The organism is Sphingomonas sp. 37zxx (genome assembly GCF_000786205.1).
Lineage (GTDB): Bacteria > Pseudomonadota > Alphaproteobacteria > Sphingomonadales > Sphingomonadaceae > Sphingomonas.
Genome location: NZ_JROH01000010.1, coordinates 1 through 14990 on the forward strand (window position 1 = coordinate 1; position 14990 = coordinate 14990).

The 14990-nt window shown below is 64.2% G+C and carries 10 protein-coding genes; 1 reads left to right on the forward strand and 9 read right to left on the reverse strand.

Going from position 1 to position 14990, the window contains the following annotated elements:
• Window positions 1-174: 174 nt before the first annotated feature.
• From QU44_RS06260 to QU44_RS06285, 6 genes are all read right to left on the reverse strand, one after another.
• On the reverse strand, window positions 175-1230 hold the full coding sequence (locus tag QU44_RS06260; RefSeq protein WP_033921002.1) for a LacI family DNA-binding transcriptional regulator: 1056 nt from the start codon (window positions 1228-1230) through the stop codon (window positions 175-177).
• Between the two features lie 3 nt (window positions 1231-1233).
• Complete coding sequence (locus QU44_RS06265) at window positions 1234-2736, reverse strand: tryptophan halogenase family protein (protein WP_033921003.1); 1503 nt, start codon at window positions 2734-2736, stop codon at window positions 1234-1236.
• An 11-nt stretch (window positions 2737-2747) separates the two neighbouring features.
• Window positions 2748-3779 carry a cupin-like domain-containing protein gene (locus QU44_RS06270; protein WP_033921139.1) on the reverse strand — a complete coding sequence of 344 codons (1032 nt, stop codon included), beginning with the start codon at window positions 3777-3779 and terminating at the stop codon, window positions 2748-2750.
• On the reverse strand, window positions 3772-4482 hold the full coding sequence (locus tag QU44_RS06275) for a SapC family protein (RefSeq protein ID WP_033921004.1): 711 nt from the start codon (window positions 4480-4482) through the stop codon (window positions 3772-3774). The genes QU44_RS06270 and QU44_RS06275 overlap by 8 nt, the downstream gene beginning before the upstream one ends.
• Entirely contained in the window at window positions 4482-6041 is a 1560-nt protein-coding gene (locus tag QU44_RS06280) for a tryptophan halogenase family protein (RefSeq protein ID WP_052134388.1), read from the reverse strand. The genes QU44_RS06275 and QU44_RS06280 overlap by 1 nt, the downstream gene beginning before the upstream one ends.
• 105 nt (window positions 6042-6146) lie before the next feature.
• Window positions 6147-9179 (reverse strand): TonB-dependent receptor, encoded by a 3033-nt coding sequence (locus QU44_RS06285; RefSeq protein ID WP_231621640.1) that lies wholly within the window; start codon window positions 9177-9179, stop codon window positions 6147-6149.
• Window positions 9180-9436: 257 nt separating this feature from the next.
• Between QU44_RS06285 and QU44_RS06290 the strand changes: the two genes are divergently transcribed.
• Complete coding sequence (locus QU44_RS06290) at window positions 9437-10645, forward strand: MFS transporter (protein ID WP_033921006.1); 1209 nt, start codon at window positions 9437-9439, stop codon at window positions 10643-10645.
• 12 nt (window positions 10646-10657) lie between these two features.
• Here QU44_RS06290 and QU44_RS06295 read toward each other — a convergent pair whose 3' ends face one another.
• From QU44_RS06295 to QU44_RS06305, 3 genes are all read right to left on the reverse strand, one after another.
• Entirely contained in the window at window positions 10658-11476 is an 819-nt protein-coding gene (locus QU44_RS06295) for a glycoside hydrolase family 16 protein (RefSeq protein WP_033921141.1), read from the reverse strand.
• Between the two features lie 81 nt (window positions 11477-11557).
• Complete coding sequence (locus QU44_RS06300) at window positions 11558-12811, reverse strand: PepSY-associated TM helix domain-containing protein (protein ID WP_033921008.1); 1254 nt, start codon at window positions 12809-12811, stop codon at window positions 11558-11560.
• A 2-nt stretch (window positions 12812-12813) separates the two neighbouring features.
• The gene (locus QU44_RS06305) at window positions 12814-14919 is read right to left on the reverse strand and encodes a TonB-dependent siderophore receptor (RefSeq protein WP_052134389.1); all 2106 of its coding nucleotides are present in this window, start codon (window positions 14917-14919) and stop codon (window positions 12814-12816) included.
• Between the last annotated feature and the right edge of the window lie 71 nt (window positions 14920-14990).

Sequence of the window (14990 nt, forward strand, 5' to 3'; positions counted from 1 at the left end):
AACCGTGGGATTTTTCAGCAGCCTGTTAGGCGCGCCCGGTTTCGTGCATACGGCACCGGCAATGCGGCTGAAGTGCCGCACCGCCAGCACACCAACGCAAGCCTCCGCCAAGCAAACGCCACAGCCCAATCGCACAACGCTACCTCGGGGCAACGGTGGCTGCTTCGCCCCCCCTTACCCGCTTCGCGGCGGGCCTGTAGACGCTCGCACCGCCAGGCTGGCCGGGATGATCTCTGGGGCCAGATCGCTGTCGCGGCCGGCGCAGGCGTTGATGATCCGTTCGACTGCGCGCGATGCCACTTCGGCGATTGGCTGGACCACGGCGGTCAGTGGCGGGTGGGTGAAGCGAACGATGGGGGTGTCGTCGAAGCTGATGACCGACAGGTCATCGGGCACCGACAGCCCGCGTTGCCGCGCGACTTCGAGGACCGCCAGCGCCATGCGGTCGCTGCTGGCGATGATCGCGCTGGGCGGCTGATCGCGATCCAGCAAATGCCGCGTCGCGACGATCCCCGAATCATAGCCGAAATCGCCCCGCGCCATCAGACCATCGGACCCGGTCTTCGCTGCGGCCATTGCCTGTTGCCAGCCAAGGATTCGCCATTGGCTCAATTCATAGGCTTCCGGCCCCGCGATGAAGCCGACCCGCCGATGGCCAAGCCCAAGCAAATGCTCGGTCGCGATCCGGGCCGCGCGCTCATCGTCCATCGTCAACGCAAACCCGTAGCCCGGCCGCAGCGACCCGATCCGCGCGACGCTGATATGCTCATCCTCCAGCCGGCGCAGGATCGTCGGATTTTCCGAATGCGGTGGCGTCAGGATCACGCCGTCGGGGCGCAGCGCGGCAAGCGCGGCGGCAAGCTCGCGATCGATATGGTCGCTATGCGTATCGACCAGTTCGATGATCAGGCGATAGCCATGCTCGGCTGCCTTCACCATGCCGCCCAGCATCATCTGATCGACCCAATCGGCGCCCTGCCGCTCGCGCCAATCGGCGATGGTGCGCTCGCGATCGTTCAGGGCGAGGATGAGATAGGACCGCGACCCGCTCATGCGCTGCGCCGCGATCGACGGCACATAGCCCAGCCGGTCGATCGCTTCGCGCACGCGCTCGGCCATGTGCGGGCGGACATTTGGCTCCTTGTTGATCACGCGGCTGACGGTCTGCAATGAAACGCCGGCATCGGCCGCGACATGCTTGATCGTCACCGCCTGCCGGCGTCGTGCCATCAATCAGGCTGCCTTGCCCGCAGCGACCGCACCGCAATAGCGCGCGACATACGCCCCGTGCGCGGGCAGCGACGCGGCGGTCTGAGTCACTTTCTGGCGAATGCCGTCCAGCAGCCGCGCCAGTTCCTCGTCGGTGAGGCGGGCGGCGATCGGGTGCCAACTGCGCGGCACGATCCCCTGCCCCATCATCACCTGTACCCAGCTGTTTTCGGCGAACAGTTCCTCATTCTTGCGAAACACGCGCGCGGTTTCGGCGAACAGTGCCATTTTCTGGGCCAGGCTGTCGGGCACCGCCATCGCCGCGCATTGCCGCCAGAATGGCGAATCGCGCCGCTCGGTCGCCTTGTAGTGCAGGATCAAAAAGTCGCGGATCTGCACCATGTCCTGCAATTGCTGCTCGTTGAACTCGGCGACGTCGCTCGGGTTGACCTCACCCAGCGGCAGCATCCGGATCAGCCGCAGGATCGCGCGCTGGATCAGGTGGATGCTGGTCGATTCGAGCGGCTCCATGAAGCCCCCCGACAGCCCGATCGCCACGCAATTGCGATGCCATTGCCGCCGCCGCACTCCGGTGACGAAGTGCAGATGGTTCGGCTCGGTCAGCACCTGCCCCTCGACATTGCCAAGCAGCCGCGACAGCGCCGCTTCACGATCGAGATAGCGGCTGCACCAGATCAGGCCATTGCCGGTGCGATGCTGCAACGGAATCCGCCATTGCCAGCCGGCGTCGTGCGCCATCGCGCGGGTGTAGGGCAGCGGCGGCCCGACATTGGCGGTCTGCACCGCAATCGCCGAATCGCAAGGCAGCCAGTGCGACCAATCGTCGAAGCCGGCGTGCAGCGCGCCTTCGATCAGCAGCGCGCGAAAGCCGGTGCAATCGATGAACAGATCGCCCTCGATCCGCTCGCCGCGCTCGAGCACCAGGGCGGCAATATCGCCGCGCTCGGCATCGAGCTCGACCCGCGCGATCTTGCCCTCGATCCGCTGCGCGCCGTCATCCTCGGCCATCCGCCGCAGGAACTGGGCATAGAGCGTCGAATCGAGATGATAGGCGTAGTTCAGCCCATTGTCGGGCAGGTGCGCGAACTTGCCCTGCAATGCCGCCACCAGCTCCAGGCAATAATCGTCATACGGCGCGTCGTGTCCGCGCGTGCGCCCGTTCAGCCAATAATGCTGAAAGCCCGCCGCCCAATGATCGTTGCCGGTATTGCCGAACGAATGGAAATAGCGGTCGCGCCCGTCGCGCCAGCCGTCGAACAGGATGCCCAGCTTGAAGGTGGCATTGGTCGCGCGCATGAATTCGGCTTCGTTGATGCCGAGCAGCCGGTTGTAAGTGACGATCGGCGGGATCGTGGCCTCCCCCACCCCGACGGTGCCGATCGCTTCGGATTCGACCAAGATCACCTGCGCCGCGCGGCCCATCGTGCGCGCGATCGCCGCCGCCGCCATCCATCCGGCGGTGCCGCCGCCCGCGACGATGATCCGCTTCACCTGTCGACCGTCCATATCCTGTCCCATCATCGGCTCAACTGGCGCAACAGATAGGCGCGCAGCCGCCCCGCCGTCTCTGGCGTCAGCCGATCGAGCACCCCGCGCGCGGGCGGCGGAATATGCGCCGCCGTCGTATCGTCCGCGTCGAACACATAATGATCGAACATCGTGCGCCAATGCGCCTTTTGGTCGGCGGGCAGGTCACGGATCGCCAGCAGCGCGTGGTTCAGCGCGTCCTGTGGGTGGCCCAGCCAGCGCGGCGTATCGCGCCACCAATAATTCACCAGCACGTTGAACGCATCCAGCCCCTCGACATGGTGCCACCAGAGCGCGGGAATATGCAGCGCATCGCCCGGCGAAAGATCGGCAACCTGCGCGCTGGCCAGTGCATCGGCAAAGCCGGGATGCCTGCCCAGATCGGGGGCGTGAAAATCGACCATGCTCACCGCACGCCCAGCCGGGGTATGATCGATCGGCCCAAGGTATAGATTAGCGAATTGATCGCGCGGGAACAGCGTGAAGCGCCGCCGCCCCACCGCAACACAGGCCAGATTGTGCGGCACGTCGTTATGCGCGGCGATCCGGGTCTGCGTGCCGATCCAGATGCTGGCCAGGCAATCGCGCTGCCCCAGATCGACCTGGTTGGCGGCGTGCAGGCCGTCGAAATATTCATGCACATCGACCGAGCCGAGATAGATGGTCGGGGCGTCGACCTGCCCCTCTCCGTCGTCGATCCGCGTGAATATCTCGGGCAGGCCAGCCTTCATCATGCGGAAGTTCATCGCCATGCCGTCGTCGTAAAACAGCCGCCCGCCGGTGCCCGCCGCGCCAACCGATACCGCAAAGGCGCGGTCGCGGGCGTGCCGCAGCAGATAGGCGCGCGCCGCCACCGCCGATTCCAGTCCCGCCTGCACCAGTGGCCAATCGGCGACCAGCCCGCGGACGATGAAGGGTTCGGTCGCCTCGCGCAGCAGCGTATCGAGCGCGGCGGCATCTTTTGCCTCGACCTCGCGCACCGCCGGCAACGCCGCGAACAGGCCGGGATCGGCGTCAGCCATTGCCATCGCGTCGGTTCTTGCGCGCCACCAGCCCCGACAAATTGGTGAGCGAGGCAAGCGCCATGAACGCCGGCATCAGATGGCCGGCGGCATGAAGTTCGCCCAGCGCAGCGGCATCGAGCGCGCGAAGCTTTTCCTCGTCGATCACATGATAGCCGACCAGCCGGTGGACCGCGCCATCGGCCAGCGTCACTTCGAGCGTGAAGGGTTCGAGCAGGTCGTGGCGACGCAATGCCGCAAAGAAATCGGGGGCCGCCTGATAGCCGGCATCGAGCGCACGCAGCTTTTCGATCGCCGCCTCCAGGAACGGCGTCGACCGGCCATCCTCGTCGAAAAGCCGCACCCCGGCGGCATCGATCCGGGGGTGGTCCAGGTCGATATGCACTTGCCGCAGATCGCCCTCGCGCGTCCTGCCGATCAGGAACGGCTGAATGTCGATCGCCAGCGGCAAGGCCCCGGCATCCCAGCGATCGCCGTCGAGATACAGATTCTCCCCCGGCTCGAACCCGAACATCGCATGCGCGTCGAACCGGTCGGTCGCCAGATCGAGCCGGAACAGGATCGCATAATCATTCTGCACCCGGCGAAACTCGCTGGGCACCGCGATCGCGCTCATCACCGCATCGCCCAGATGCGCGCCGCGCGCAAAGCTGACGCGCAGATCGCAATGCGTATCGGGGTCGAGCGTGGCGTGATTGGGCATTAGTGACAGGTCTCCATCGCCGTTCGCGGCGCGACTTGGCGGTGCAGCGAATCGAGATAGGCGCGCACGGTGGGCAGGCTGGCGATCAGGCTGCGCGTCCGCGCCGCCGCCTGGGCGATGCGCTGGGCGACATCGCCATGATCCTCGGCGCGCATCGCCGCGTGTCCGGGCAGCGGCCAGCCCATGCCGTACAGCACATATTGGTGGCTGGCCGCCGGGAATATCTCCTCCGCCGCGCCGAAATCCTGCGGCGATGGCGGCTGTTCGCGCCACAGCGCCAGCAGGTCGGCCAGCCGATCGGGGATCGACACGCCCGCGCGATGGTCGCGCCAATAGGGCTCATCGCGCATGCTCGGCACATAATGCAGCTTCAGAAACTCGACGATCCGGTCCCAGCGATAGCGTTGCAGCGTGTTGAAACGCCGTGCGTGCAGCGGCATCGATGCCCTGGCCACCGGGAAATTGTCGATCAGCGCGTCGATCGACAATTCGACCATCACGATCGCCGAAGCCTCCAGCGGCTCCAGAAACCCCGCCGACAAACCGACCGCGAGGCAATTGCGCTCCCAGAACCGCGCGCGGTGCCCCGATCGAAACGCGAGCTGCCGGAATGACAGCGCCGCCGGATCGACATCCGGCGCGGTCCGCTGCAGATACGCCGACAGGGTCTGCTCGGCCGCCGAATCGGTCAAATGCGCCGAGGAATAGACACACCCCACCCCGCGCCGGCTGGGCAAGCCGATGTCCCAGATCCAGCCCGCGCCGTGCGCCGTCGCATCGGTCTGCGCCGCGATACGCGAGCCGGCAGCGACCGGCACCTGCACCGCTAGCGCGCGATCGTTGAACAGCACGTCCGATCGATCGATGAAGGGAACGCCGCACCGGTCACCGATCAGCAGCGCCGCATGGCCGCTGCAATCAAGGAACAAATCGCCCGGCACCGCTCCATTGGCCCGGGTGACCACCGCAGCGATGTCGCCGGTTTCGGCCATCTGCACGCTATCGACATGATCGCGCACATGCCGAACGCCCAGCCGTTCGGTGCCATGCCGGCGCAGCAGATCGGCGAACTTGCCGGCATCGAGATGATAGCCGTAATTCACCGCCCCGGCATAATCGGGCATGCCCGGCTGGCGCGGAGCCAAGTCGCGCACCGCGACCTGCGGCTGTGCCGATACCGTGTCGGCAAAGGAGGCCGACGGCTCCTGCTGCCAGGCAGCCAACAGCGTCCGGCCAGTGCCCTCGACCGGGGCCATGAAGGGGTGGAAATAGGCATCCGACCCGTCGCGCCAGCCCAGGAATCGTGAGCCATGCTTGAACGAGGCATCGCAGGCGCGCAGGAAATCGGCCTCGCCAATGCCGATCCGGGCCAGGGTGCGCCGCATGGTCGGCCACGTCCCCTCGCCCACGCCGATCGTCGGCACATCGGACGATTCCACCAGCGTCACCGACACCGGATCGGGACCGTCGCGATCGACCGCCGCGGCGATCCGGCAGGCGGCAAGCCATCCGGCGGTGCCCCCGCCGACGATCACCACATGCTGCACCCGATCCGTCACCTGAACCGCCCGTTCCCTGTCCTTGCGCGATCTTGCACCCCTACCGTGCCCGCCACCACGGCATAACGCCACCCCCTGCTTATGCCGGGGGTGGCGCGCCTGCGATCAGAAGGTGAAGCGAAGCCCGCCCATGTAGCGGGCAAAGCCCGGCTGGGCGAAGGTCGCGAAATTATCCGATCGGCGATGCCCGCGCCGACTGGCGTTGGTTAGATTGATCGCCTCGGCGAACACCGTCAGGCCGCGCTTGAACTCCCAGCTCGCGCTGGCGTCGACCTGGCCATAGGCCTCGACATAGACCGGATCGAACGCGCCGCCGTTATAGAATTCGGCACGCCAGTTATACGCCACGCGCGCCTGAATGCCGTTCTTGTCGTAATAAGCGACGGCGTTGGCGCTGTCGCTCAAGCCCGTCAGCGCGAATTGGCCCTCGCTGGGGTTCAGCTCGTTGTCATAGGTCGCATCGCCATTGACCATCGTATAGTTGAGCTGAACGCCGATGCCGGTTTCCCAGAAACGGTGCTGGACCGCGAATTCCCAGCCATTGATGTTGGCGGTCTGGTCGCTGTTGAACGGTTGCGTCACCTGGAAGTTGAACAGGTCATCCTCGGGCAAGCCAAAGATGTTGCCGGTCAGGTAATTCACGCCGCCCGCCTCTGTCGTGCCGGTTACTTCGGACGATGTCGGGAAGTTGCGCAGGATATAGTCGCGGACGCGAACCGCATCCGATGTCCCCAGCGCAGCCACCGCCTGACGGAAACGCGGCCCCGATCCGGGATTGCGCAGGTTGAACGCCGATTGATCAACCTGCGTGTTGGCGATGAAATTCTCTACATCCTTGTTGAAATAGCCTACCGAGATATAGCTTTCAGGCGTGTAATACCATTCGGCCGACAGATCGATGTTCATCGATTTGAACGGCACCAGATTGGGGTTGCCCAATCGCCCGGTACCGCCGCCGATCCGCGGGTTTGCATCAAGCTCGAGGCCGCCTTGCAGGCTGCCATAGTCGGCGCGGGTGATGGTGTGGCTGTACGATGCGCGCAGCTTTACGTTGCGGATCGGTTCGATGTCGAAATCGATCGCGGGCAACCAGTTCGCATATCGGCCCTTGAAGGTGGTGAAGTCCGCATCGGGCGCATAGGTCAGCGCAAACTCGTTCGCTCCGGTCCAGCGGGCGCCGGTTGGCACCGGCACCAGCGCCGACGAATTGACCTGCGTTTCGTCATAGCGCAGTCCGACGATGACGTTCGCGCGATTGCCGAACGCCTGGAAGCTGTTGTTGAACTGGACGAACGGCGAAATCGTCTGTTCCTGGATCCGCCGATCGACGATGTAATTGGCTAGGCAGGTGCCGGGAGCCACCACGCCGGTCTGTGCGCCTTCGCAGATATTATACTGCGCGCGAAGCAATTCGGCCATCTGCTCGAAGTTGAAGGTATAGATCGCGCTCGGCAGATTGCCGCTGCCGTCGAACCCCTTGAACTTGTCGGGCAAGCTCACCCGCGTGAAGAAATCATCGGGCACCGCGCCTGCACCGAACGACTGGCCGCGCGGATCGACGCCGCCCCAGGTTTCGTTCTGGATAAAGCCATAGGCCGATCGCACCTCGTTGTTGATGAACGAGAAGCCGGCATCGATGCTGTCGAGGAAGCCGCCATCATGCTCATACCGGCCCTTGAGCTGGATCTGGTCGAGGTCGTTGCGGAAATAGGCGTTGCGGAAGGCATTGCCCGTCGGCGTGATCAGCGCCGGGTTCAGCGGATCGACGCCCGGATACATGGTGTAATTGAACACCGGCAGGTCGCCGGTGAAATCGAGCCGCTGCGACTGGACGCCAAAGATCGCGCCGCCGATCGACGTGCTCGATCCATAATCGTTGGTCGGCTTGGATTCGGCGCTCGAGCTATGCGCGTCGAGCGTCATGGTAACCCCGCCGGGCGCTTCCCATGTCAGATTGCCGCCCAGCGACCGATTGATCGATTTATTGGCGGTCAGCGCGCTCGAATAGGACAGATCCTTGCCCGGATCGAACTGCTCCGAATAGAAAACCGGCCCGGCATTGGGGCCGTCGGTCCACTCGCTCGACGTGTTGCCGAAGTTGAACCAGATGCCGACGGAGCTGTTGCGCGCCTCGATACGGTTGCTCGAATAAGTATAGTCGAGCGTCGCGGTCAGCGTATCGGTCAGGCGCGATTGCAGGACGAGCTGGCCGTTGATCCGCTCGCGATCGATGTCGACCAGGCCGTAGCTGGCGCTTTGCGGGATTTCGTACACGTCGGTCGGGCCGGGACGGTTGGTGATGCGATCCGCGCCAGGATTGCCCGGCTGCGGCAAGGTACCCCAGTTGTTTTCGGCACCCAGAAATCCGTCGCGAAAGCCGACATCGGCGGAGTTCACACTCGCCTTGCGCCGCTGATAGGTGCCGGTGAGCAGGATGCCGAAGCGATCGTCGCCAAAGGTGGTCGAGATGATGCCCGAAACCTCGGGCGTGATCTGTTCACCCGAGTTTTGCGAGGTATCGATCACGCCGCGCGCCGCCAGCGAGCCACGGGTTCCCGCCCGATCGAGCGGGCGCGGGGTGCGGATGTTGATCGTCGAACCGATACCGCCCGACGACACCGCCGCGCGACCGGTCTTGTAGACCTCGACCCCGGCGATACCCTCGGACGCCAGGTTCGCGAAGTCGAACGATCGCGACGCCGGCGCGCTGGCACCGTCGCCAAGCGTTGAGGTCGGCATCTGGCGGCCATTGAGCGTCACCAGATTATATTCGGGACCAAAGCCGCGCACGGTGACGGTGGAGCCTTCACCGTTCGACCGGTCGATCGAAACGCCGGTGATGCGCTGCAACGATTCAGCCAGGTTGGTGTCGGGGAATTTGCCGATGTCTTCGGAGGAAATCGCATCGACCACGCCCTGTGCGTTGCGCTTGATGTCGATTGCCTGACGAAGCGACGCGCGAATGCCGGTGACGACGATTTCGTCGTCAGTCGATTCGGGGGCCGATTCGGGGGCCGACTGGTCCTGGATTTCCGCCGCGCCACCTGTGTCGATCGTGGCTGCGGCATCCTGGCCCCAGGCGATGCCCGGCGCGCCGACCATCGCGATCGCCGAAACGCCCGCAACCAATCGTGACATCATGCGTGCTTGAGCGCTCAGCATCCCCAAATCCTCCCCTGCGGCGCATCGATCGGGCGCGCCATATTGTCGTTGATAACGTTCACTTCACTGCATGCAAAAGAATGTCAATATCGGCCCGAACGGTATCATTCGCGCTGTTGCACGCCGGGCACACTCTGGTTGAGAACGTTCTCATCGATGTGATCGCTAACACTGCTCTCACGAGAGAGCAGCGCATTGCCTCCCGCGTCTCAGCCGCCGATACGTTGTCGGCGATGGCGCTTGTCTACGATCCTTTTGCTGCACCGCGCCGCCCCGGCTGGTTCATCGCGTTCTATGCGCTGGCCAGCACCGGCGGGGTGATTGCCTATATGCCATTGCTGTCGCTGTTGCTGCCGCAGCGGATGGGCGAAGTCGCCGCCGGAGGCCGGCTCGGCTATTTCACCCTCGCGGCGGTACTCGGTGCGCTGGTCGCCAGCGTCGCCAATATCCTGTTCGGCTGGGCAAGCGATCGTTCGGTCGAACGCGGGCGGGGTCGCCGCCAATGGGTGATGCTGGGCGCTGTGGCGCTGGTGCCCGCTTATGCCACCACCGCCTTTGCCACCACGCCGATGCTGGTCGTCGTGTCGGTGGTGCTGGTGCAGTTGGCGGGCAACATGCTGCTGGCACCGCTGCTGGCGATCATGGCCGATGAAATTCCCGACGCGCAAAAGGGGGTGGCGAGCGGCCTGCTCGCACTCGGCCCGCCGCTTGCCGCCGGGTTCGCCGCGCTGCTGGTCAACCTGCCGATGCTCGGCACCGCCGCGCGGCTGATCGCCATTCCGGTCATGGTCGCGATGTGCGTTGCACCGCTATTGGCGACGCGCAGCATCGCGATCGGCGATCCGCCCGCCCCGGCAACCTCGTCCTTGCCCGCAGCGCCGCCCGGTCGGCGTGACCTGGCCATCGCCTGGGCCGCCCGCCTGCTGGTGCAGTCCGCCGGCGTCGTCGTTTCGCTTTATGTCCTGTTCTATTTTCAGAGCCTTCGCGATCATCAGGGCACCGCTGCCGTGGGATCGCTGCTGGCTTTGGCATCGGTGGTGGCGCTGCCGGTGGCGGTTGGTTTCGGTCGCCTGTCGGATCGCTCCAGGCGCCGCAGGACCATTTTATGCGCGGCGGCGGCGCTGGGGGCGGCGGGGCTGCTGGCGATGGCATCGGCCAGCGGCTGGCGGCAAGGCGCGGCGGGCTATATCGTCTATATCGTCGGGTCGGCGGTGTTCCTGGCGCTGCATTCGGGGTTTGCGATGCTGCTGCTGCCCGATCGCCGGCATCGCGGACGCGATCTGGGGATCATCAACCTCACCAACACCCTGCCCGCGCTGATCGGGCCGATCATCGCCTGGTCACTGGCGACGACCCAGGATTTCAGCCACGTGCTGGTGACGCTATCACTGCTGACACTGGCCGGCGGCCTCACCATCCTGGCGGCACCCCGCCGCCCCTGAAACGGCGTTTGGCTAGTCGGCCTTCCAATAGCGGACATGGTCGATCGTCAACTGCACCGGCATCGCCGCGTCGTCGACCCCCTCCTTGCCGCCCCAATCACCGCCCACCGCCAAGTTGAGGATCAGATGATAGGGCCGATCGAACGGCCATGCTCCCTTGTCGCCCGGAGCTTGATTGGTGACGCGCATATAGGCGCGTCCATCGACGCCGATGGTGATCGCTTCCGCCGACCATTCGAGCTGGTAATTATGGAATGCCGTGCAGGCGGTATCGATCCGCCTCTGCGCGCCGCGCTGGGTGCCCTTGGCGTGGTTATAGCTGCCCGAATGCAGCGTGGCATGGACGACATTCGCGTCCCAGCCGACCATTTCCATGATGTCGATCTCGCCCATCTCGGGCCAGCTTCCGCCCTCGGGCAGCATCCAGATCGCCGGCCAGCCGCCGCGTCCGCATGGCAGCTTGGCGCGGATCTGGTAGAAGCCATGCCCGAGCGGCGCATTCGTCACCAGCTTGGCCGAGCTATAGTGCTGTCCGCCCCAATCGGGGAACATCGCCTTCGACATCGGCTCGCGCCGCGCCTCGATCACCAACGCGCCATTTTCGATCCGGGCATTTTCAGCGCGCGCCGCCGAATAATATTGCAGCTCGTTATTGTACCAGCCTTGCGCATTGCGATGGGTGTCGAACCGCCACAGATTCTGGTCGATCGCGGAAGCATCGAACTCATCGGCCAGCGTCGGCTGGCTTGCGGGCACCTGCATCGGCGCATCGACGGTGTAGTTGGTCGCGCCGAGCGTGACCGCCTGCAACGCAATTGCGAACCATATCATTGGCGTTTCCATCGATGTTGTGTCTGCCGCGCAGCATAGTCGAAACCGGGCATCACGCCATGGCGCTGTCGATTCGCTGCCTCACTCTCCCGATAGGATGAACAGAAACGGCAGAAACGCGAAGCCTGTCGCGATCAAGGCGACCGACAGCCAGCGCCACCGTCCCATGCCGGTCCATGACCCGCGCCAGAACGACGGCGCTGCCTCGCCCAATTCGCGCGCAATTCGCTGCGTGAAGATCATCACCCCCGATACCGCCAGCCCGGTCAGCAGCAGCCCGCAGAAAAACCAGGGTATCTTGGTCCAATAGCCGCCGAAGGTGCCGAAATGCAGCGGGTCCGCCGCTTCGCTGATCCGCTGATGCAGGGTCATGTCGGTCGCGTCGGTCTGGAGCAACAGCTTGCCGCTGGCCATGTCGGTCCATGCGGCGTTGGCGCGGGGGCGCACCAGCATGGCCCCTCGCTGGCCCTGAAAGGCGAAGGCACCAAGCTTGTCGGTAGGGAAGATCAGCATTTCGATCTGCAACGAAGGATCGGTAGCGCGCACCGCCGCCAGCCCCGCCGCAACCTTGTCCCCCACCAGCGGCATCGGTGTTTCAACCGCAGGACTGGCGGGCGCAACCACCGGGCGTGGCGGCGGCGGCGCGGCAAGGCCGACGCTTTCGGCGAAATACCAGATTCCGCTCACCGCGATCAGCGCCACGAACCACAGGCTCCATAGCCCCGACAGGCGGTGAATATCGCCCCATGCGGTGCGCGCATCGCGCCATCGGATCGGCTTGAAAAACCCCCGCCACCATTTCTTGTACACGACCAGGCTGGTGACCAGGCTGACCAGCATCAGGAACGCCAGCGCGCCGACGATGGGCACGCCGATGGCGGTGGGCAAATTGAGGTGGCGATGCATGTTCCGCAGTACGCGCGCCGCACCGACGTAATGCCCCTCCCCCTGCAAGGCGCCGGTGGTGGGATGGGCATAAATCCACCCGTAATCGCCATTCGCGCGCAGGATCAACACTTGCGCGGCAAAGGCGCTGGCGACGGGTTTCTGGATGTCGAGGATTCGCTTCACATTGGGATGGCGGCTCGCCTGTTCGGCGATACGATCCCATGCGACCGGCCCTTCGACACTAGCCGGCGACACCCGCAGCGCTGGCTGCAACAGCCAGTCAATCTCGTGACTGACCGTTGCCAGCGTGCCGGTGAGGAAGATGAAGCTCAAAAACAGCGACAACTTCAGCCCGGTCCATTGATGCACCCGCCACCAGATTCGACTGGTCTTGCGCCGCTTGACCGTGCCCCCGGTCGATGGACGCAGGCGCGTCAACGTCGCCATCGTCAGAGCCGATAGCCGGCCTCGAGGAAAAACGATCGTGGCTCACCGGGAAAATGCCCCCCGCGATCGTTGAATCCCGAAACCGCATAGGTCTTGTCGAAGATGTTATCGACGCGCAGCATCAGATTGACCGGCCCGCGCGCCAAGGTGACCGATCCATCGAACACAAAATAGGGCTGGATTCGCTGATTGCTCAGACTGATGCGTTCGGAAACATAGTCACCGCCAAAGGCAAATGCCAACCCGGGCGCAGGCAATTGATAGCGCGTCCAAAAGCCAAGCTGATGCTCGGGCGCATTTGCGAACCTGTCGCCGACATTGTTGACGAAACCAGCCGAGCCGTTGGTGCGCGTGATCCGTGTATCGTTATACGCATAGGCAATCGTCGCCAGCCAATTGGGCGTGATGTCGGCAGCGATGTCGAGTTCGACGCCCTTGCTGACCACTTCGCCAAAGGACACGAAATCATCGATACCGTCGCCGGCAACATCGCCGCGCGGATCGGGTTGCAGGATGTTCTGCCGCTTGATGCGATAAGCCGACAGGCTCGATTGCACCCGACCGTTCATCAGCGCGGTCTTCACGCCGCCTTCGATTATATCACCGGTCGTCGGCCCGAACGGGCCACCCGCCCGTACATCCTGAGAACCAATGCCCTGCGGCTCGAAGCTGGTGGCATATTGCCCGAACAGCGAGATATCCTCGCGCACGCGCCAAACCGCGCCGCCGCGGTAGCTGATCGAATCATCGGCAAAGCTGGTGCCATCGCTGTCGTCTTCGAATTTGTCCTGACGAATGCCGCCGGTCAGGATCACCCGCCCGATCGTCACCTCATCGAGCAAATAGACCCCGCGACGATAGCCGCTGCCCACCGTCTGCGCATAGGCGGGCAGCGCATAGTTTTTCGGATCCGTCTGGCCATATACCGGATTATTCAGGGTCAGCGGCCCAGGCAGGCCGGGCCGCGGCGTCGCCGCACCGCGCAGCGCACGGCCACCGAATACCGTATCGGCGGTGAAATAATCGAAGCCGGCGAGCACCCGGTTCGCGATGCTGCCCAAATTGGCCGACCAGACCAGATTGCCCCCCACTGAATAGGTTTCCTGGGTCCGAAGCTGATCGCGAAATTCGCGGGTGATCAGGTCGATCACGCCATTGCCGTCGGTATCGACCAACAGACGCGGCTCGTGATAATTCTGCACCTCGCGGGCGTCATTATAGCGAAAGCCGATATCCAGCTTCAGATTGCGCGTCGGCTGAAACTCGCCGCGCACCTGTGCGACGGCGGATTTCAAATCGAGAAAGTCGCTGGCCTCGTTGTGGTTCCACTGCCGATCCGCCAGAAAATTGCCGTCATTGTCGACCGGCACCCCGCGCAGCCGGTTGCCGCCCAGATTCTGCTCATAGCGCGTGCCCTGCACGATGATCCGCGCACCCGGCAGGTCCATCGCGACACTGCCATCGACAATAAGGGTTTCATTGTCGGCGTTCCAGCGCGGCAAATCGCGATTTTCATAAAATGCGCCGCCGCGAACCGACAATGTTTCGCTGATCGCGCCGGTGGCCTCGGCCTGGCCGCCGAAGCGATTGAAATTGCCACCCACGACGCGGACTTCGGCAAAGCCGGTGCGGCTGGGCTGTTTGGTGACATAGTTGAACAAGCCGCCCGGCGCGCCGGGGCCGTACAACATGCCCGCAGGCCCTTTTAGAAACTCGAGCTGCTGCACGTTGAACAATTGCGGCACCGAAAAGCCAGCATAGGGATCACCCCGCAGCCCGTCGTAAAAGATTTCTTCCTGGCGAAATCCGCGCGCGGTCACCCCGGCATAGCTGAAAGCGCTGACGCCAGAGATGTTGCGATAAATGTCCTGCGCGTCGCGCGCGCCCTGATCGCGGATCAACTGTTCGGTTAGGGTCGTCACCACCAGCGGGCTGGTCAGCGGATCGCCCGGCAATTTGCCGACCTGCACTTCGTCGGCACGATAGAGATTCTCGACCCGGCCAGTGACGACGATATCGGCCTGCGCTTCTTCGTCGGCCACCTCCTGCGCCGTCGCGGGCGAACAGGCGAAACAAATCAGGCCGGCAATCCAACAACGCTGCAACATCGCCTCCCCTTGCGAATCATTCTCAGCCCCGTAGCCTTAGTGAGAACGACTAGCAATATCGGTAACGATGT

What these genes read in the sequence shown, in the direction of transcription:
- QU44_RS06285 (WP_231621640.1), bottom strand. Translation starts at nt 9,179, where the DNA reads ATGTCACGATTGGTTGCGGGCGTTTCGGCGATCGCGATGGTCGGCGCG.
- QU44_RS06305 (WP_052134389.1), bottom strand. Translation starts at nt 14,919, where the DNA reads ATGTTGCAGCGTTGTTGGATTGCCGGCCTGATTTGTTTCGCCTGTTCG.
- QU44_RS06265 (WP_033921003.1), bottom strand. Translation starts at nt 2,736, where the DNA reads ATGGACGGTCGACAGGTGAAGCGGATCATCGTCGCGGGCGGCGGCACC.
- QU44_RS06295 (WP_033921141.1), bottom strand. Translation starts at nt 11,476, where the DNA reads ATGATATGGTTCGCAATTGCGTTGCAGGCGGTCACGCTCGGCGCGACC.
- QU44_RS06300 (WP_033921008.1), bottom strand. Translation starts at nt 12,811, where the DNA reads ATGGCGACGTTGACGCGCCTGCGTCCATCGACCGGGGGCACGGTCAAG.
- QU44_RS06275 (WP_033921004.1), bottom strand. Translation starts at nt 4,482, where the DNA reads ATGCCCAATCACGCCACGCTCGACCCCGATACGCATTGCGATCTGCGC.
- QU44_RS06290 (WP_033921006.1), top strand. Translation starts at nt 9,437, where the DNA reads ATGGCGCTTGTCTACGATCCTTTTGCTGCACCGCGCCGCCCCGGCTGG.
- QU44_RS06270 (WP_033921139.1), bottom strand. Translation starts at nt 3,779, where the DNA reads ATGGCTGACGCCGATCCCGGCCTGTTCGCGGCGTTGCCGGCGGTGCGC.
- QU44_RS06260 (WP_033921002.1), bottom strand. Translation starts at nt 1,230, where the DNA reads ATGGCACGACGCCGGCAGGCGGTGACGATCAAGCATGTCGCGGCCGAT.